We start from the raw sequence: 18,890 nt of genomic DNA, 5'->3' as shown, positions 1-18,890 counted from the left end.
AGGCAGGGCTGACTCAGGCAGGGCCGGATCGCTGTAGCCGTCGCAGCGCCCGGTAGCCCACCAACCGGATCCCGCTGCGCTGGATGTGGGTGCGCAGTTCGGCGTTGTCTCGCAGGTGCAGCAGGTCTTCCACCCGTGATCCCCATTCGGCTGTCAGCGACCGCAGTTCCGGCAGGTCCGCGGCGGGCTGGAGCTGCAGTTCGGTCAATCCCGGTTCAAGCGAGTCCAGCAGGGCCTCGATGCGCCGGTACCGCCCCATTGTCCCGGGCGCGATGCGCATGACCCGATCCGGGGTCACTACTCCCTCAGACGCGATCAGCTCCTCCACGGGAAAGCCCAGTTGCCGCCGAGCCTCCGAAGAGATCAGCCGCACAGGCAGCCCGAACTCGACCGCCAGCTCCAGGTACACGTCGAAGAACTCGGGGCGCACGCTCAGCACATCGAGGTGGCTGTCGAGGTGCGTGACGTCGAAGCCCCACAGGATTGCCCGTTCGATCTGCGCTCGGCATTCCCGCCGGACCTCGTCCAGGTCGGCGTGATCCCACACGTCGCCCACCGTGCTCGGCATCCCGCCGTTGCCGTCGAGCAGCGACGGGGCGTAGGTGATCGGTCCCCACCGGTACAACTCGAACTCGGCGTTCAGCGTGAGCGCGACGCCGATGTCCTCGCCCCGGAACCTCGCCGCCGCCTCGCGTGACCACGGGCACGGCACCAGCAGTGTCCCGGTGGTTGCCAGGCCGTCCCGCAGGGCCGCGTACACGCCTTCGTTCATCGCATGGCAGCCGCCGAGGCCGGCCGCGCTGATGATCAGCAGTCTGTCGTCGGGGCCGTATCCGAGCCGCTGGGACAGCGGTGCCACGCCGACACGCTAACTGGCGCCCTCGAGTTGTCGGTTCGGACCGCCGCAGTCGGCCCAGATTCCTCGACCGGCTGCACGAGCTTCGGCCTCGGCGGTGTCGAGCACGGCCCGGTGCTGCGTGTTGGGCTCGAAGTGCATGGTGCCGGCGTATCCGTCGAGCAGGAGGTAACGATTCATGAACAGCCCGTCAGCGGCCCGGTAGACGTAGGCCAGCAGCCGGTCGTACCGGTCGTAGAGCTCCTGGTCGCGCTGCAGGTGCACTTCGGTGCCGGGAGGAAGCAGCTCGGCCGTTCGCAAGGTGGCGGCATCGCCGCCGCACTCGGCCGGCAGGTAGCCGCCGGTTTTCTCGGGCGTGTCGATGCCGATGAACCGCACCGCCGTGCGGCGCCCGCCGAGATCGACGTCCATCGTGTCGCCGTCGATCACTGCCAACACCACCGCGTTCGGTTCCAGCGCAGGGCTCCCAGCGTCCGGCGCAGCGTCGAAGGCAGCCGACCCTGCGGCAGTGGACGCCGCAGCATCCGGCGCAGCGTCCGCGGCGGCCGACAGTGCAGCAGTGGGCGCCGCAGCATCCGGCGCAGGTTCAGCTTGATCGAAGTACTGCCAGCCGCCCCACGCAGCGGCGCCGGCGGCCGCTAGCGCCGCGACGCGAACCGAGGTCCGGTCGCGAAATCTGTGACCGGGGCCTCCGAGGCGGACCCGGCGGCCGACCCGGCGATCGACCCGCTGGCCGACCCGGTGATCGACTCGGCGATCGGCGTCGCCGGGCGGAGGGCTTGCTGGCGCATCGCTCAGAGTCGCTCGATGATGGTGCCGGTGCCCAGCCCGCCGCCACAGCACATCGTCACGAGTGCCGTGCTGCGGTCGGCCCGGTGCAGCTCGTGCACCGCCTTGGTCAGCAGGATCGCACCAGTACCGCCAAGCGGATGTCCCAGCGCGATCGCGCCGCCGTTGGGATTGACGCCGTCCATGTCGGGATTCACTTCGCGCTGCCAGGCCAGAACCACCGATGCGAATGCCTCGTTGATCTCGACGATGTCGATGTCGGACATCGCCATGCCGTTGCGCTCGAGCAGGTAGTTCGTGGCCTCGATCGGCCCGGTCAGCATCAGCACCGGGTCGCTGCCGACCAGGCAGGTGTCGACGATCCGGGCCAGCGGACGCAGACCCAGATCGGCGGCCCGACCGGCACGCATCAGCATCACCGCCCCGGAGCCATCGCTGATCTGTGAGGAGCTGCCGGCAGTATGCACGCCGCCGTCCATCACCGGCTTGATGCCGGCGAGCCCTTCGGCAGTCGTGGGCCGGATGCCGCCGTCGCGCCCGACGTGTCGGATCTCGTCGGTGGGCTTGCCCTCGTCGTCGAGCACGGGTGCATCGATCTCGACGATCTGGGTCCCGAACCGGTCTTCCTCCCAGGCGCGGGCGGCGTTGTTCTGGCTGCGCAGGCCGAAGGCGTCGCACTCTTCGCGGCTGATGCCCCACTGCTTGGCCATCAGCTCGGCGCCTTGGAACTGTGTCGTGTACTCGTAGTGCTCCTTGTAGCGGGAGGTCGCGGTGCGCTGGCCCTTCTTGTAGCTGGAGCCCATCGGGTTGCGCGTCATCGACTCGACCCCGCACCCGATGGCCGAATCGACCACGCCGCTGCGCACCAGGCCGTAGGCCAGCGTGTTGGCCTGCTGGCTCGAACCGCACTGCGCGTCGACGGTGGTGGCGGCCACTGAAAGCGGATAACCGGCACCGAGCCACGCGGTGCGCGCAATGTTGGCCGTCTGCTCGCCGGCCTGGCTGACGCAGCCGCCCACGATCTGGCCGATGCTGGCAGGGTCGACCTGCGTGCGCTCCATCAGCGCCCTCAGCACGTCGCTGAGCAAGTCGGACGGGTGGATGCCGCTCAGGTCGCCGCCTCGTCGGCCGACGGGAGAACGAACGGCGTCGACAATGACGATGTCGTCGGGATGCTGTGTCGCAGATGCGGTGCTCATGGTCGGCACTGTAGTTGTGCCTACGCCAGCCCCGCCCAGCGAATTGCCCATCGGTTGCTGGCCGGAACCCGCATCAGGCGGCGTCAAGATCGATTTCGGGCGGGCGCGGCGTGGCGGCCAGAGCGGCACGTGCCCGAGCCACGCCCTGCAGGCCGACTTGGCGGGTAGCCCGGCTCAACCGGTGCGGCATCCGGCTGGTTGACACCAACCGGAGCTGAGGCCCGAGATCAAGCTGTTCTGCCATGTACCCAGTGTGGACAGGGGGTGTTACAGCAAAGCCATCCGGGCCGTCGAACACCGCGCCGCACGGCCCGCGAACCGTCTCGCAGACTCGCCCCACCGATTCACTCGCAGACTCGCCTCAGCCCACCTCACTAGCCTGCGCGCCGTGACCGATCATCAACACGACTGGCGCTACGGCATCACCGTCCCCTTCGGCGAACCGCTTCACACTCAAGCCGACCTCTATCGCGAGTTTGCCGACCTCGGCTACACCGAGTTCTGGAGCTCTGAAGCCGACGGCACCGACGGCTTCACGCCACTGCTGCTGGCCTCGCAATGGGTGCCCGATGTGCGCCTCGGCATCGCCATCATTCCCGCCTTCACCCGTGGTCCGGCACTGCTGGCCCAGCAGACAGCAGCCATGTGCGAGGCCGCACCAGGCCGCTTCGCCATGGGCATCGGCGCCTCCTCCAACGTCATTGTCGAGCGCTGGAACGGCATCCCCTTCGACGAGCCCTTCAAGCGCACCCGGGACACCGCCCGGTTCCTGCGCCAGGCCCTCACCGGCGAGAGGATCAGCGAGTCCTACGACACCTTCGAGATCCAGGGCTTCCGCCTCGGCCGTCCACCCGAGATCCAGCCCCCGATCCTGCTGGCAGCCCTGCGGCCCGGCATGCTCCGGCTGGCAGGCGCCGAGGGCGACGGCGCCATCCTCAACTGGCTCTCAGCCGACGATGTCACAACCGTCCGTCCATACGTCGACGAGGGCGGCGAAGGCAAGGAAGTCATCGCACGCATCTTCGTGTGCCCGAATCCTGATGCTGACGTCGTACGAGGGGGCTTCCGGCGAGCGATCGCTGCATATCTGAACGTTCCGGTCTATGCCGAGTTCCACCGCTGGCTCGGCCGCGGAGAGCTTCTCGCTGCCATGTGGGAACGCTGGTCCGAGGGCGACCGTAAGGGCGCCCTCGAAGTCATCGACGACGACCTCGTCGACGAACTGCTGGTTCACGGCCCCCCAGAAGCGTGCCGGGAGCACATCGACCGCTATCACGCCAACGGCGTTGATGTCTCGGCTATCTCGATCATGCCTTTTGGCGGCATCGACCCCGTCCAGGCCGCCCGCGAGCTCGCGCCAGCAGCCCGGCGCTAGGCCGGTCGACCCACCGCCAAGCCGCGTAGTCTCCCGAGCACCCGCGCAAAAGCAAGAGGAGCAACTATGGACCTGTCAACGATTACCTACGAGGTGCGTGACGGCGTCGCACACGTGCGGTTCAACCGTCCCGAGGGCGCCAACGCCGTCAACCCGCAGTTCTCGCGCGAGCTGCGGTCCGTGATGCTCGACATCGAGTGGGACGACGCCGTGAAGGCCGTGTCAGTCACCGCCGAAGGCCGGGTGTTCTGCGCCGGCGGCGACCTCAAGGAGTTTTATGCTGCTGGCGACGGTTTGCCCAAGCTTGCCTCCGACATGCTCGTCGACTTTCACGGCGCCATCTACAAGATGAACCGAGTGCCTAAGCCATTCGTCGCCGGCGTGGGCGGTGCGGCAGGCGGCGCCGGCATGTCCATCGTGAGTGCATTCGACCTCGTGGTGGCGGGCGAGTCGTCCCGTTTCACCATGGCCTACACACGGGCCGGGGTCACTCCCGACGGCACATCCACCTATTTCCTCGCCCGCCACATCGGCGTTCGCCGCATGCTCGATCTGACGCTCACGAACCGCACGCTCAGCGCGATCGAGGCCGAGCAGTGGGGCATCGTGAACCGTGTGGTGCCCGACGACGAAGTCGATTCGGCCACCGCCGAGCTGGCCCAGTCGCTCGCAGACGGCCCGGCATGGGCGCTCGGGCACGCCAAGCGCATCGTGTACGAAGGCTTCGACACTCCGCTGGAGCAGGCCGGCGAGGTCGAGGGCACCACGATCACCGCCGCAATGCGCACCCACGACGGGCGCGAGGGCATCGCAGCGTTCGTGGAGCGGCGCGCACCCAACTTCACCGGCAACTGATTCGCACGGCGGCGAGCGGGGCTGCCAGCCAGTCCCGGCACGGCCGAGCCCAATATCGTGCGACAACCGCACCAACCGTCCTAGCGCGGAACGCTTGCGCGCACTAGACAGAGTGTGAACGGCAGCGGCAGCGCCGTCGCATGTGCACGAGGAGTTCACACACTATGTCCCGGAAGGAGATCGCCCCGGAGCCCTTCCCGTGGTTGGACACCAGCCGCTATTCGTTCTCACAGGGCATCGAGGCCGCAGGTGCTGCGTGGCTGGCGGGCCATACCGCCGGTGCGTACGACGCCGAGACGGGCCGGGTCTCAGTGCGAGGCGACGGGGCCGAACAGGCCAGCGTGTGCTGGGCCAAGGTAGAAGCCGTGCTTGACGCGGCCGGTCGAGACATCAGTGCGTGCACCGAGGTCACCGAGTACATCACTGTGGCCGGCGCACCTGAGCGTGATGTGATCGCAGGCGAACGACCCCACAGCCTGGGTTCGACGGTCGGCGGCGTGCGTCCCTCCACGTTCATCGTGGAAGCGCTGGTGCGGCCAGAGGCACTCGTCGAGGTAGAGGTGGTGGCCGGCCAAGTTGATGGCCTGGTCCACATTCCGCAGGTCTTGCCGGTCGACGACGATGGCAGCGTGGTGCTGCCCGGCGACTTCGTCGGCCAGTGCGAATGGGCGCTCGAAGAGGCCGGACGACGGCTCGAGCGTCACGGCATGGATCTGTCGCACGTGGTGCGTGTGGTCCAGCAGACCACACCGGCCACCCGCCGCCAGTACAACGACACGGGCGAGGCGCGTCGGCGGCTTCTCGGACCGCAATTCCCGTCTTCGACCGGGTTGCTGATGCCCGAACTGCCCCATTCCGATGCGCTTGTCGCGCTCGACGTGTGGGCATCTGCCCACCCAAAGACGGTCGTGCCCTACCAGGCCGAGGTGTACTCGTCACTGACGTTCAGCCCCGCCGTAGAGGCCGGCGGACTGCTGTTCATCTCCGGTACGACAGCCTTCAACATGTCGGCGGGCGAGACCGTGGCCGAGGGCGACATCGGCGGCCAGGCCGAGTTCGTGTACGGCGAGATCGCCACGATCTGCGAGATGGCCGGCACTTCTATCGACAACCTCGTCAAGACCGTCGAGTACGTGACGCCGGACGGCGTCGACGGGTATCGCGCTGTCGGGGAGGTGCGCCAGAGTGTGCTCGGGCGGCCGTTCCCCGCTTCGACCGGCGTGGTGGTGTCGGGGCTGCTGAGTCGCAGATGGCTGATCGAGGTAGAAGCCATCGCGTCGATGCCCTGAGCCGGGGCATGACCGGCCGCATGACTCAACTGCTGACCGAGGAGGTGCGAGCGATGCTCGGCACCTCCGTGACCTATGTCGCACCGGAGCCGCTCAGCCGGGCTTCGATCCGCTACTTCGCCCTGGCCATCGGAGCTGACCCCGAGCGGTGGCGCGACGAGGCGCCGCCGACGCTCATCTGCGAGACGGCGCAGCTGACGGGCCGCTCGGCGCCAGATGGGAACTCGTACCTCGGCCACACCTGGGAGCTGCCGCTGCCGCTGCCGTGCGCGATGTTCCGGGGCGGCAACGACTACCAGTTCCTCCGGCCTGCCCGCTTCGACGACGTGATCAGCACCACGTGGACGCTCGTCGATGCGACTGAGCGGCGCGATCGGGAAGGCGATCCGCTGTTGTTCGTGACCGCCGAGGCCGCGTACACGGCCAATGACGATCTCCTGGCGACAAACGCCGAGACGATGATCTTCCGTCCGCTCGGGTCCGCACAACCTGAGGCGGCAGCCCCAGATGCGCAGGCCACCGCAGCCCCGGGCGAACCCGAGGCCAGCGTTCCCCACGCCGAGCAGCTGACGCCGGGGGAGTGGCCGAACGTCGGCACCGAGATTCCGCCGCTGAACCGCCACATCGAACTGCCCGACATGGTCGCTTACGGCGCAGCGACCTGGGATTGGCACCGGCTTCACTACGACCCCGCACACGCCCACCGATTGGGCGCACCGGCTCCGCTGATGGACGGCCAGATGCTCGGGGCCCTGCTGGCCGAGTGCGTCCTGCGCTACTGCGGACCGGGCGCCCGCCTCACCCGCCTGGCCTACCGAAATCGAGCCCCCGTCCTAGCCGGCAACACGGTGATTTGCGCTGGCACGATCGGCACCGTCGACGATGCCGGCTTCAGCGTTGATTTGTCGGTGACCGTGGGAGACCGACTCGTCGTCGCACCCGCATTCGCTCAGTTGGCCTGGTCGCCGGCCTGAGCACATAGGCGGCTCGGCACAGATGCCATAGCTGCGGAGGCGGCAGGGGACTCTGCGAGGTTGGAACCAATGCCAGTCCGCGTTGAATCGAAGCGCAGACAGACTGCTAAGAGGAATGTGGCCTCGTGCGGACCTGAGTTCTGCTGGATTCCCGGAGCAGAGGGCCCTGCCGCCTCCGCAGCGGAATGCGATCGGCGCCAACAGGTCCCGTGGCGGCCAGAGACCTAGCATCGAGCGCCGACACGAAACGATCGAGACGCGGGGGCGGGGCGTGGATTTCTCCATGAGTGACGAACAGGCGATGATCGTCGAGACCGTTCGGCGCTTTGTAGAGAGCGAAATCATTCCCCTTGAAGCCGACCTCGACCCCGACGCCGGCGAACTGGCGCCCGACGACGACGCCCGGCTGACGCAGATGACCCGCGACATGGGCTTCTACGGGCTCGATATTCCGGCCGAATACGGCGGCCCGGGCCTTGACACCACCACCCGGGCGCTCATGGCCATCGAGATGTCCAAGCACCGGGCAGGGCTCTACAACCCGTGCTACGGCGTGTTCGGCGGCGCAGGACTGGCGCAGCTCTACGAGGCCACTGACGAGCAGAAGGAACGGTGGCTGTACCCGACCCTGCGCGGCGAGAAGACGGCCTGTTTCGCCCTCACCGAGCCGTCGGGCGGCTCCGATCCGGGTCGAGCCATCCGCACCCGGGGCTTCAAGGACGGCGACGAATGGGTGCTGAACGGCTCGAAGCTGTTCATTTCCGGCGCCGACAAGGCTGACTACGCGCTGCTATTCGCCCGGACGTCCGACGATCCGGGACGCAACGGCGTGACAGCGTTCATCGTCGACACCGACACCCCAGGATTCAACGTTCGCCGGGTGGTTCACACGCTGCGGGCCACCCGCTATGCCACTGAGCTCGAGTTCGTCGACATGCGGGTGCCCGAAGACCGGGTGCTCGGCGAGGTGAACGGCGGTTTCGGCATCGCCAACGACCGGCTGAGCCGCCAGCGCATCCCGTACGCGGCCGGCTGCTTGGGCCCGGCGATCATGGCGCAGGAAATGGCGATCGAATGGGCCCGCAGCCGCGAGGCGTTCGGTTCGGTGCTGGCCGAAAAGCAGGCGATCCAGTGGATGATCGTGGACAACGAGATCGACATTCGCCACGGGCGCTGGTGCGTGCTCGAAGCCGCGCAGAAGGCCGATCGGGGCGAGCGGTTCCGCACTGAAGCGGCTATGGCCAAGCTCGTTGCCTCCGAGGCTGCCGGGCGAGTGGTGGACCGTTGCATCCAGATTCACGGCGGCATCGGGGTGACCAAGGACCTGCCGCTTGAGCGCTGGTACCGGGAGCTGCGCATACGCCGGATTGGCGAAGGCCCCAGCGAGGTGCAACGGCTGATCATGGCCCGCGACATCCTCGGCGGCAGCTTCAAGTGACCGAAGCAGACGGGCCATCCCGCCCGCTGCCCCTCGAGGGCATCACGGTGCTGGACCTCGGGCAGATTTACCAGGGGCCCTACGCCGGTTTCCTGCTGGCGATGTCCGGAGCTCGGGTCATCAAGGTGGAGCCCGTGCGCGGGGAGGCGCTGCGGTCGCGCCTCCATTCGCTGCCATACGCCATGCTCAATTCCGCCAAGGAGGCCGTTTCGCTCAATCTCAAGCCGCCTCGTGGCCGCGAGTTGTTTCTGCGGCTCGCAACGGCCGCCGACGCGGTCCTGTGCAACTTCGCTCCGGGCGTGCCGGAACGGCTGGGCATCGACGCATCCACCCTGTGGGAGACCAACCCGCGGCTCGTGTTCGCGCAGGCCAGCGGCTACGGCCTCGACGGACCGGATTCGCAGCGAACAGCCATGGACCTGACAGTGCAGGCACACATGGGCTCGATGAGCATCACCGGCTTTCCCGATCAGCCTCCGACCAAGGCCGGCGCTGCGTTCGTGGACTTCCTGGGCGGATCGCATCTGTACGGGGCGGTGGTGACGGCGCTGTTCGAGGCGCAACGCACCGGAGAGGGCCGCATGGTGTCGACCTCGATGGCCGAGGCCGCCTACTTCACGCTTACGACCTCGCTGCAGTCCTGGCACTTGCGCGGCACGTCTGAGCGAACCGGCAATCGCAATGCCGCGATGAGCGTGGCGCCCTCGAACGTGTACTCATGCAGCGATGGGCACATCGCTCTCATCGCCGCAGCCGACCGCCACTGGCGCTCGGTGCTCGAAGTGATCGGACGAGCGGATCTGGTTGACGATGAGCGCTACCGCCGCAATGGGGACCGAGCAGCTCGGATGGACGAAGTGGACGAGCTGGTGTCGAGTTGGACGTCGAAGCGGCCCCGGGCCGAAGTGGCTGCGGCATTGTCCAGCGCCGGGGTGCCCATCGCCGAGGTCCGAGATCTGCCCGAGATCGTGTATGACGACCACCTGAACGAGCGCGGCTTCCTGCAGTGGACCGAGCACGACGGGCTCGGTGAGATCCCGCTGCCGCACAGCCCGATGCGTTGGCACGATTCCGAGATGCGGTCCCTCACCGAGAGCCGATCAGTCGGCGCCGACAACGAGGCGGTGTACAGCGAGTTCTGCGGCCTTGACGCTGACGATCTGGCGGCGCTGGCCGCTGACGGCGTTATCTGACCAGCACCTGCCTGGCCAGCACCTGCCTGGCCACCGCCTAGAGCCTTAGCGGATGGGCGGCGACGCCCAGCAGCCCCGACGGTCTGGACTTTGCGCAGAAATGCCGCCACAGACGGCAAATTTGCACACAGAAGGCGTGACAGCAACTTTCCGAGACGTCACCTATCCGTGCGGCCCCATGTCTGACCAGCACCTATCTGACCAGCCCAGCGGCGCAATTCAGGCAGGGCTGAGGCGACCGACGCGCTGCGCCTGATCCCGCTGGGGCTCGGGCAATTCGCCGTGGTCGGCGAGGTGCAGCATCAGCAGCTCGTCCCAGCGGCTGCGGTAGTTCGACGTGAACTCGCACCGGAATTGGGTGGCAGCGGGGCCGAACTGCTCCATTTCATGCCGGAGCGCGGACTGCATGCCGAACAGCTCACGGGCACCGGCGTAGCCGACCGACAGCACCGTTCCGCCCGCATCGGCCACGTGGTACACGCCGAGTTGCGAAGGCAGCGCTTCGATCGCCTCGTCGTCGAGCCGTTGCCACGGTTTGTCGAGTCGGATTCCCATAGTTGCTCCCTGCCTGGCCGGCTCGATGCCTGCCAGTTGCCCGTCCGCTGCCCGATCGCTGCGTGGCTTGCCAGATGTCCGACCGCTAGGCGGCGGCCGCCGGTACGTGGGCAGCCGTGCCCATGAGGACCTCGAAGTTGAGCCGAAAGAAGCGTTCCTGAACGTCGGCGGGCAGGTGTGCCACTTCGCGGTCGAAGCGTCGGAGCGGGTTGCGGCCGCCCTCCACGTGGGGGAAATCGGAGCTGAACATGCAGATCTCGGGATCTGAGTTCTCGATGATCCAGCCGGTGGGTTCGGTGGGGTACGGCGTGACCCGCACTTGGCGCCGGACGTACTCCGACGGGCGCAGGCTGAGCTTGCCCAAGCGCTGCTCGTGCCGTTCGAAGGCGTCGAACGCGGCCTCGAGCTGACGCAAGAAGCCGGGCAGCCACACCGCTCCCAGCTCGATCACGCCGATCTTCAACGCAGGAAAACGCTCGAGCACCCCGTCGAAGATCAGCATTGACAGCGCTTGGAGCGGGGCGGCGCAGATCGCCATGTACGACACGGAGCGGAAGTTCTCGCCGCCTCCGTGGAAGTCGGGCTCAGGCGCCAGTCCGTTGTTGCGGTGCTGCGGCGGCATCACCAGATCGGGGATGCCGACATGCATGACGACCGGGATGCCGGCTTCTTGGGCCGCAGCCCACACCGGGTCGAAGCCGATGTGGCTGTGGGCGTGATGCTTGGGCATCCGGTTGGGGATGAGCAGCGCCGCAGCACCGTCTTCGATGGCCTGGCGGGCGTGCGGGCCCGCATGCTCGATCGATTGCAGCGGCACGAAGCACACCGGCAGCAGGCGCGGATCGCCCGAGCAGAACGCGATCTGGGCACGGTTTGCCGCCGTTGCCGTGGCGTAGGTGAGATCGGGCGCGGCTTGGTGCTCCATCTCTTCGATGAGCGTGTTCGGCATGGAGGGGAAGACGAGTTGGCTGGAGAACCCCAGATCGTCGAGCGCTTGGGAACGATCGGCCGGATCCCAGGCGCCGGGTGCGATGTAGTTCTTGCGCAGCATCACTTCGGCCGCGGCGCCGGCGCGGAACTCAGGGTCGGCCTGGCGAGCCCGGGCCTTCTCGATATCGGCGAGGGCCTTCTCGTTGTCGCCGATGGAGAAGTGGTCGAGGGCGTAGCGGACAACCTCGGCGGATGCGAATGGCTCCAGCCACTCGGGCGGCTCCATGGTGTGAGCGTCCGCGTCGTGGATGATCCTGTCCTCGACGTAGGCCATGGCAGTTCTCCCTGATTCCCCTGCGACGCACTCGACATTATCTGGCCGCCCGCCGTCGCTTCCGGGTTCGGACCGGCTGCGATCGGACGGTCGTTGGCGGCGTGCGAGGTCAGTCCGCGCCTGGCTGGCGCGCGCTCAGTTCTTGTGGAGTTCGGGGTTGATGCCTTCCCAGCGGCCGGGGTCGGCGACCCGCATCTCAATGGCACCGGTGGTGCTGTTGCGGATGAGCAGCATGCCCGAGCGGCCCGAGATGTCCCGGCCCTTCACCACCGAACCGTCGGGCAGCGTGACGCGGCTGCCCGCGGTGACGTACAGGCCGGCCTCGACGGTGCAGTAGTCGCCGAGCGCGATGCCGATGCCCGAGTTGGCGCCCAGCAGGCAGTGCTCGCCGATGGACACGATCTCTTTGCCGCCGCCTGACAGCGTTCCCATGGTGGAAGCGCTGCCACCGAGGTCAGAGTGCGCCCCCACGACCACTCCTGCGGAGATGCGCCCCTCGACCATCGCAGGACCGAGCGTGCCGGCGTTGAAGTTGACGAAGCCCTCGTGCATGACCGTGGTGCCGTCGGCGAGGTGGGCGCCGAGCCGCACCCGATCGGCGTCGGCTATGCGGACGCCCGACGGGATCACGTAGTCGACCATGCGCGGGATCTTGTCGACCGCCGTGACGGTGACAGGCTGGCCGACACCTGCAGCGGCCGTGCGAAGGGCGTCCACCCGATCCGGCAGCACGGGCCCAGCGCTGGTCCACGCGCAGTTGGCGAGCAAGCCGAATACGCCGTCCAGGTTGGCGTCGTGCGGCCGGATCTCCCGGCGGCTCAGCAGGTGCAGTCGCAGGTAAGCGTCAGCGAGGTCTGCAGGCGGAGCGTCAAGGTCATCGATCGTGACTGTCACGGTCTCGCCGACATTGACGCCGAGTTCAACCGCCAGGCATGACCGGGCCGGAGGCGCATCGGCGCTGGCTCCTGCAGGGAACCAGGCGTCAAGCCGCGTACCCGATGCGACGTCCAAATAGCTGTGCCCAACGGCGCTGATGCTGCCCGAGATGCTCATGGGCGCATCCTGCCACCACGAGCCGTCAACCCGTCGCCGGATTCCGCGTCGACACCGCCGATACAGCGACACTCGCGCTCGCAGAGCACAACTGGTTAGTCGCCGCTATGCCGTGAGACAAGGACCGCGGCAGTAATCCAGTGTTACATGTAACGACATGTGTCTAGGATGGAGACGTGGCGAAGCAGCAGGACACTTCAGGCGTGGCAGCCCGGGTCGGCAGGTATCGCGAGCGAATGCGCGAGCAAGGTCTGCGGCCGATCCAGATGTGGGTCCCCGACACGAGGCACCCCGACTTCGCCGAGGAAGCTCGGCGGCAATCCGCTGCAGTAGCCGCAAGCAAGCATGCTGCTGAGGATCAAGCATTCATCGACTCGCTGTCGGCCGAAAATGCATGAGACGCGGTGATATCTGGACCGTCGCAGGCGGTGGCGGATATGCCGGCAAGCCCAGACCAGTAGTGATCATGCAAGACGACAGATTCGAGGCCACCGACTCGGTGACGGTGTGCTCCTTCACGACCGACCCGACCGTCGCGCCATTCATTCGTCTGAGCGTTGAACCCGATGATCGCAATGGTCTTGAACGCGCATCGCACTTGATGGTCGACAAGATCGTCACGTTTCCCAGATCTCGCCTCCGTGATCGCATCGGCAGGCTCGCTGGCTCAGACATGATCAGGCTTGAACGCGCTCTCGTTGTCTTCCTAGGACTGGCCTGAGCCGCACCGCCCTCGTTTGTCGCACCGGCTCAAGAGCCTCGGGAGCTCGCTGGTTCATTGCCTCGTTGCCGACTCCTCGTTGATGAACGCGGCCATCGGCGCGACATTTCGGGTGAGATGCCCACACATAGGCTCGGCTTGGTGAATTGTGGTCGCCGATTGGGCGCAGCGGCGCTTCTGCTGACGCTGGTTTGTGCTGTCGTAATGTGGGCGACGACGGGCTGTGGCCGTAGCGACGTCGATCGTGTCGCGGCGGGCGGCGACGCCGCGCAATCCGACGACATCGATCCGGCTCCAGGCACCCTTGAGCAAGAGGTCGTGACAGTCGGAACGGAAGCGTCGACCTCCGAATCGAGCCAGCAGCTCGACGCAACGGAATCCTCGGCGACATCTGCGGACTCAGAGAGTGCTGCGGCCGATGGCGCCTCTCCTGATGATTCGTCCACCGGGCCGATCCTGCAATGGACTGAATTCGACCCAGGCATCAGCGGAGCTGGCGCATTGTTCTCCACAGGGGACGGCCGGGTGGTCATCGGAGGCCAGACACCCTCGGGGGAGCCGTACTTCATTGCCACCTCGAACGGCTCCGATTGGTCGGAGCTGCACCTCCCGACTGAAATCTGGCCGCACAGCCTCGATCTGACAGGCGAGCGCTGGGCGGCATCTGGGTGGTCATATGACGATGCGGGCGATGCCGACGACTCGGCCCGCGTCTACATCTCCGACGACGAGGGTTTGTCCTGGCTCGAAGCTGCACTTCAGGTTGAGCCACGCGACTTACCCGAGTACGGATTCGCCACGTCGAACGTGACGGCAGTCGCCACTGCCGGGACGCAGGTCGTCGCGCTCGTCAGGACGCATCAAGATCTCGACATCGGGGGGCTCATGTCGGACCGGGGTCTGATTCCAGCCGATGTCCCCGCAGACGGATGGTCGCTCCTCGGCGACGAGATCCACGTCTGGCTGCGTCCCGAATCTGCCGGGGACGGCTCGCAATCGGGTTTCGTCAGGCAGACGCCTGACGACGCGGTGAGGTTTGCTGTGGATGAACTCGAACTGTCGGCGGAGCAGCTGGCGATCCTGGAACGCGCCGGCCACAGCGAGATCATCCGCGTGTTCTCGGGCGCTGGAGCCGGGCTCGCCGAAGTGCTGGCGCTGGATGGCGGGCGCGTGAGCGGCGTTGGCAACGACGACGGCTTCGTTGTGATCGTCGAGACCGGCAGTGACGAAGTCACCATGCTCACGTCTCCAGACGGCCAGCACTGGCGCACCCAAACGCTCGATCCGTCGTTGGCTCAAGGTTGGTTAACCGGCGCAGCATTCGAGCCCGACGGCACCGCGTGGATAGCGAGATCGGACGGGACAGACAGCCACCTCATCCGTTGGAGTGACGGCGGTGCAGACGTCCAGAGCGCATGGCTGGGGAACTTCAGCCACTTGGACGAGTTCAGTGTTGGACCTGCTGGCCTCGCGGTATCGGCGGTGCCGTCGCGACGCGAGCTCCCGACAGGCGGCGGGAACGATTGGGGCCTGCCGATCGGTCGTGTTGCCAAGGATGGCTACGAGTTGCGCTACGGAGAGCCCGAGGGGGGCGTCTCACTGTGGGACCTCGCTGCGGACGAAGCCGTGTACGAGTTCGGTCCGGAGACCCTCGAGAGCACTGAGCCTCCCGCGGGTGTCCGAGAGGTGGACGACGGCGACACCTTCAGGCTCACATTCTCCGATCCCGGTACTGGCGAGGATCTAGTGACCTTCACGCTCCAGGATCTCGAAGCCGTCTTTGGTGACCAGCTCGACTCATCGGGATCGCCCTTCGACGACATGTGGGTGGGGTGGTCGGCCGACGGCATGGACTGGGGATGGCAGGCCGTCCCGGATGCGTTCGAACTCGGCGACGCAGACGCACAGGCCATCGTTGCCGTCGGCGAGGACTTCGTGATTGCCTCCGTGTCGGTCTTTGCCCCGATGGAGTCGAGAGCATCGGAAGCCGGCAGTGCAGATGGAGTGGACACGTTGGTCGAGCGTGAGGTGTCCGGGGAACAGCGCTGGTTCATCGCACGAATCCCCTAAGCGGGCGGGCGACTGCGTCCGCGCCCGGCAGCAGCGCTGCGGCGGGCGTGCCTGCGCCGGTAGTTTCGGGGCATGAAGACACCTTTGTGCGAGATGCTCGGCTGCGACGTTCCGATCGTCGCATTCACCCATTGCCGGGACGTGGTGGCGGCAGTGACCAAGGCGGGCGGCTTCGGCGTGCTCGGTGCCGCGGGTCACACGCCTGAAGAACTCGACATCGACATGGGATGGATCGTTGACGAGGTGGGCGGTCGGCCCTTCGGCGTGGACATCATCGTGCCGGCCAAGTACGAGGGCAAGACCGAGGGCGAGCTGTCGGTGAAAGACCTCAAGGCGATGATCCCGCCCCAGCATCGCCAGTTCCTCGACGACATGATGGATCGCTACGACGTGCCGCCGCTGCCCGCGGATGACGGCGAGAAGGCGTCGGCGTACGACTCCGAACCGCCGATGACCTATGCGCAGGCCGTTCCGCTCATGGATGTGGCCTTCTCGTACCCGATCCGGCTGGCCGTGAATGCGCTCGGTCCGCCGCCTCCCGACATGATCCAGCGGGCGCACGACAACGACGTGCTGGTGGGAGCGCTGGCCGGCAAGAAGGTTCACGCTGAGCGGCACGTGGCTGTGGGCGTCGACATCGTCATCGCGCAAGGCCATGAGGCCGGCGGCCACACGGGCGACATCGCCACGATGGTGCTGGTGCCCGAGGTGGTCGACGCCATTGCCCCGGTGCCCGTTCTCGCCGCTGGCGGCATCGGCAACGGCCGCCAGGTCGCTGCGGCGCTCGCACTTGGCGCGCAGGGCGTGTGGTGCGGCTCGGTGTGGCTCACCACCCAAGAGGCTGAGACGCACCCGGTCGTGAAGGAGAAGTTCCTGGCTGCAGGATCGTCTGACACGCTGCGGTCGCGCTCTCGCACCGGCAAGCCGGCCCGCCAGCTTCGCTCGGCGTGGACCGACGAATGGGAAGGCGACACTTCGCCGGGGACGCTGCCAATGCCGCTGCAGCCGATGCTTATCGGCGCCGCAAGCCGCCGCATCGACCGGGCGGCCATGAATCCCTCCAACAAGGGCGCCGTCGAGCTCGCCAACTACTTCGTTGGCCAGGTGGTCGGTCAGCTGAACGAGTCCATTTCCGCCACGAGGGTCGTGGAAGAGATGATCAGCGAGTACCTCGACGTGATGGACCGCTTCGACCAGTTCAACTCTTAGCTCGTACTTCGTCTCGGCGCTGCGGACATCGCAGCCCGTACTGTTCGGGCTGGCCATACACGGCTCGCGGGGGGCACAGCCATGGAGACCATGCAGGGACGCGTCGCGGTGGTGACGGGCGCGGCGTCGGGAATCGGCAAGGCGCTGGCGCTGGGCTTTGCGGCCGAGGGTGCCAACGTGGTGCTGGCCGACATCGAGGAGGCCCCGCTGCGGGCTGCCGAGGCGGAGGTCGCCGACCGGGGGGTCGAAGCCCTGGGCGTCATCACCGACGTGACCGATGCCGACTCGGTCGGAGCGTTGGCGCGTGCGACCATCGACCGCTTCGGCGCCGTGCACATGGTGTGCAACAACGCTGGTGTTGGCGGGGGAGGGCTGATCCGCAATCAGCAACTCGTCGACTGGAAGTGGGTGGTCGACGTGTGCCTGTGGGGCGTGATCCACGGCGTCCATCACTTCCTGCCCCATCTCATCGAGGCCCCCGAGTCGCACATCGTGAGCACCGCTTCAGTAGCGGGACTCATGTCGGTGCCAGGGCTCGGCCCCTACAACGCCGCCAAGTACGGCGTGGTGGCGATCATGGAGACGCTGCACCTGGAAATGCAACGTGATCGCAACGCCGATGTCGGTGTCTCGGTGCTGTGCCCGGGCGTGGTGCGCACCAACATCGCCACTTCTCAGCGGAACCGGCCAGAAGAACTGCGCCGGCAACGGCGAGAGCGGCCGGCCGGTGAAGCTCGCACCGAGACGGCCGACGCCCGCCGGCGCAACGCGAACATCGCGGCGGCGCTCGAGCGCGGTATGGACCCGTCCCAGGTGGCTGCCAAAGTGATCGAGGCAATGTACGAGCGGCGCTTCTGGGTGCTGTCCCATCCCGAGCTGCTCGCCGACGTCAACCACCGCAACCAGCAGCTCGCCAACCTCGAGAACCCGACCCTGCGCGCCAGCTTCACCGACGGCGAGCAATAGCGCCGATCCAGCGCTGATCCAGCGCTGCTTAGGGGCCGCGCGGATAGGTGACGTCTCGGAAAGTTGCTCAGGCCTTCTTTGTGCAAATTTGCCGTCTGTGGCGGCATTTCTGCGCAAAGTCCAGGCCGTCGGGGCTGCCGGGCATCGCCGCCTATCCGCTAGCGCTGCTTAAGCAGCGTGGTCGTGTGCAGGCTCGTCCTGCGCGGCCTCGGTTGCCTGGTCGCTCGGACGCCGCAGCGCCCTTATGACGCCCGTCACCAGCAGAGTCATCAGCAGCATCACAACAGTGGCGAGCGCCATCGTGGCGCCAGCGGCCGTGTCGTGGTGGTAGCTGACCAGCAGGCCGACCAAGGCCGCTACCGCGCCGAGTCCGACGGCGGTCATCATGATGCGTGGCACGCGCCGCACCAGCAGGCTTGCCGTCGCCGCAGGGGCCACGAGGAAAGCGAAGACGAGCAGGCTGCCGACGGCCTCGAATGACGACACGATTGCGATTGCCAGCAGCGTCAGCAGTGCAGCATGTGCCAGCTTCGGGCGCATCCCTGCGAGTTGCGCCTGCGCTTCGTCAAAGGTCGCCACAAACAACGCCCGATGCAGGAGCACAGTGGTGCCGACGGAGATTGCCGCAGCAATGGCCTGACGGCGAAGGTCGTCGTTGTCGATTCCGGTGATCGCGCCGAAGAGAAATCGTGTGAGATCGCCTGAGTAGGCGCCGGCGCCGGAGGACATGATCACCACCGCGAGTGCCAGGAAGCCCACGAACAGCACCCCGATCGAGGTTTCCTCCGACAGTGGCGAGAAACTGCGGATCAGGTGAATGCCGCCCACGATCAGCAGCGCGGCACCCAGCGCCCCGATAGTGGTGCTGAAACCGATGATGTACGCGAGCGCGATGCCGGGCAGCACCCCATGTGCGAAGGCATCGCCCAGGAATGTCATGCCGCGCAGCACGACCCAGGTGCCGACGACCGAGGTCGTGAGCACTGCGAGCAACGCCGCCCACAGAGCATTGCGCATGAAGGTGTTGTCGACGAAGGGGTCGACCCACCAGGCGATCGGCTCGGTCAGGAATTCCACATCGCTG

The 18,890-nt window shown here is 66.9% G+C and carries 19 protein-coding genes; 11 read left to right on the top strand and 8 right to left on the bottom strand.

Annotated features, from left to right (window positions below):
• Positions 1 to 13: 13 nt before the first annotated feature.
• From ACOQPH_RS10665 to ACOQPH_RS10650, 4 genes are all read right to left on the bottom strand, one after another.
• Positions 14 to 859: a ChbG/HpnK family deacetylase gene (locus tag ACOQPH_RS10665; protein WP_420621375.1), complete on the bottom strand. Its 846-nt coding sequence runs from the start codon at positions 857 to 859 to the stop codon at positions 14 to 16.
• A gap of 9 nt (positions 860 to 868) precedes the next feature.
• Positions 869 to 1,699, bottom strand: a complete 831-nt coding sequence (locus ACOQPH_RS10660; RefSeq protein WP_420621374.1) for a thermonuclease family protein — start codon at positions 1,697 to 1,699, stop codon at positions 869 to 871.
• Complete coding sequence (locus ACOQPH_RS10655) at positions 1,651 to 2,844, bottom strand: steroid 3-ketoacyl-CoA thiolase (RefSeq protein ID WP_420621373.1); 1,194 nt, start codon at positions 2,842 to 2,844, stop codon at positions 1,651 to 1,653. Before ACOQPH_RS10655 ends, ACOQPH_RS10660 begins: the two co-directional genes overlap by 49 nt.
• A 73-nt stretch (positions 2,845 to 2,917) precedes the next feature.
• The gene (locus tag ACOQPH_RS10650; RefSeq protein WP_420621372.1) at positions 2,918 to 3,088 is read right to left on the bottom strand and encodes a hypothetical protein; all 171 of its coding nucleotides are present in this window, start codon (positions 3,086 to 3,088) and stop codon (positions 2,918 to 2,920) included.
• A 144-nt stretch (positions 3,089 to 3,232) separates the two neighbouring features.
• On the opposite strand from ACOQPH_RS10650, the gene ACOQPH_RS10645 reads away from it, so the two are divergent.
• The 6 genes from ACOQPH_RS10645 to ACOQPH_RS10620 all read left to right on the top strand — a co-directional run bounded on the left by ACOQPH_RS10645 (position 3,233) and on the right by ACOQPH_RS10620 (position 9,968).
• Complete coding sequence (locus tag ACOQPH_RS10645) at positions 3,233 to 4,219, top strand: LLM class F420-dependent oxidoreductase (protein ID WP_420621371.1); 987 nt, start codon at positions 3,233 to 3,235, stop codon at positions 4,217 to 4,219.
• Between the two features lie 66 nt (positions 4,220 to 4,285).
• A complete protein-coding gene (locus ACOQPH_RS10640; protein ID WP_420621370.1) occupies positions 4,286 to 5,074 on the top strand; it encodes an enoyl-CoA hydratase/isomerase family protein in 789 nt (262 codons plus the stop codon).
• Positions 5,075 to 5,238: 164 nt separating this feature from the next.
• Positions 5,239 to 6,363 (top strand): RidA family protein, encoded by a 1,125-nt coding sequence (locus ACOQPH_RS10635; protein WP_420621369.1) that lies wholly within the window; start codon positions 5,239 to 5,241, stop codon positions 6,361 to 6,363.
• 20 nt (positions 6,364 to 6,383) lie between these two features.
• Positions 6,384 to 7,337: a hypothetical protein gene (locus ACOQPH_RS10630; RefSeq protein WP_420621368.1), complete on the top strand. Its 954-nt coding sequence runs from the start codon at positions 6,384 to 6,386 to the stop codon at positions 7,335 to 7,337.
• A 283-nt stretch (positions 7,338 to 7,620) separates the two neighbouring features.
• On the top strand, positions 7,621 to 8,775 hold the full coding sequence (locus ACOQPH_RS10625; protein WP_420621367.1) for an acyl-CoA dehydrogenase family protein: 1,155 nt from the start codon (positions 7,621 to 7,623) through the stop codon (positions 8,773 to 8,775).
• Complete coding sequence (locus ACOQPH_RS10620) at positions 8,772 to 9,968, top strand: CaiB/BaiF CoA transferase family protein (protein ID WP_420621366.1); 1,197 nt, start codon at positions 8,772 to 8,774, stop codon at positions 9,966 to 9,968. The genes ACOQPH_RS10625 and ACOQPH_RS10620 overlap by 4 nt, the downstream gene beginning before the upstream one ends.
• Positions 9,969 to 10,187: 219 nt before the next feature.
• Here ACOQPH_RS10620 and ACOQPH_RS10615 read toward each other — a convergent pair whose 3' ends face one another.
• The 3 genes from ACOQPH_RS10615 to ACOQPH_RS10605 form a co-directional block, all read right to left on the bottom strand.
• Entirely contained in the window at positions 10,188 to 10,523 is a 336-nt protein-coding gene (locus ACOQPH_RS10615) for a DUF7508 domain-containing protein (RefSeq protein ID WP_420621365.1), read from the bottom strand.
• Positions 10,524 to 10,608: 85 nt separating this feature from the next.
• The gene (locus tag ACOQPH_RS10610; protein WP_420621364.1) at positions 10,609 to 11,787 is read right to left on the bottom strand and encodes an amidohydrolase family protein; all 1,179 of its coding nucleotides are present in this window, start codon (positions 11,785 to 11,787) and stop codon (positions 10,609 to 10,611) included.
• A gap of 135 nt (positions 11,788 to 11,922) precedes the next feature.
• Complete coding sequence (locus ACOQPH_RS10605) at positions 11,923 to 12,840, bottom strand: DapH/DapD/GlmU-related protein (protein ID WP_420621363.1); 918 nt, start codon at positions 12,838 to 12,840, stop codon at positions 11,923 to 11,925.
• A 236-nt stretch (positions 12,841 to 13,076) separates the two neighbouring features.
• On the opposite strand from ACOQPH_RS10605, the gene ACOQPH_RS10600 reads away from it, so the two are divergent.
• From ACOQPH_RS10600 to ACOQPH_RS10580, 5 genes are all read left to right on the top strand, one after another.
• Positions 13,077 to 13,238, top strand: a complete 162-nt coding sequence (locus ACOQPH_RS10600) for an antitoxin MazE family protein (protein WP_420624346.1) — start codon at positions 13,077 to 13,079, stop codon at positions 13,236 to 13,238.
• Positions 13,235 to 13,561, top strand: a complete 327-nt coding sequence (locus tag ACOQPH_RS10595; RefSeq protein WP_420621362.1) for a type II toxin-antitoxin system PemK/MazF family toxin — start codon at positions 13,235 to 13,237, stop codon at positions 13,559 to 13,561. Before ACOQPH_RS10600 ends, ACOQPH_RS10595 begins: the two co-directional genes overlap by 4 nt.
• A 204-nt stretch (positions 13,562 to 13,765) precedes the next feature.
• A complete protein-coding gene (locus tag ACOQPH_RS10590) occupies positions 13,766 to 15,631 on the top strand; it encodes a hypothetical protein (protein WP_420621361.1) in 1,866 nt (621 codons plus the stop codon).
• A 72-nt stretch (positions 15,632 to 15,703) separates the two neighbouring features.
• The gene (locus ACOQPH_RS10585) at positions 15,704 to 16,840 is read left to right on the top strand and encodes a nitronate monooxygenase (protein ID WP_420621360.1); all 1,137 of its coding nucleotides are present in this window, start codon (positions 15,704 to 15,706) and stop codon (positions 16,838 to 16,840) included.
• Positions 16,841 to 16,921: 81 nt separating this feature from the next.
• Positions 16,922 to 17,806: an SDR family NAD(P)-dependent oxidoreductase gene (locus ACOQPH_RS10580; RefSeq protein ID WP_420621359.1), complete on the top strand. Its 885-nt coding sequence runs from the start codon at positions 16,922 to 16,924 to the stop codon at positions 17,804 to 17,806.
• Positions 17,807 to 17,974: 168 nt separating this feature from the next.
• On the opposite strand, the gene ACOQPH_RS10575 is transcribed toward ACOQPH_RS10580, so the two are convergent.
• Positions 17,975 to 18,883: a metal ABC transporter permease gene (locus tag ACOQPH_RS10575; protein ID WP_420621357.1), complete on the bottom strand. Its 909-nt coding sequence runs from the start codon at positions 18,881 to 18,883 to the stop codon at positions 17,975 to 17,977.
• Between the last annotated feature and the right edge of the window lie 7 nt (positions 18,884 to 18,890).

The sequence above is a fragment of the Candidatus Poriferisodalis sp. genome (assembly GCF_965221945.1).
GTDB lineage: Bacteria > Actinomycetota > Acidimicrobiia > Acidimicrobiales > Poriferisodalaceae > Poriferisodalis.
Note: the sequence above shows the minus strand (reverse complement) of the source record. Positions and strands in the feature narration are given on the sequence as shown.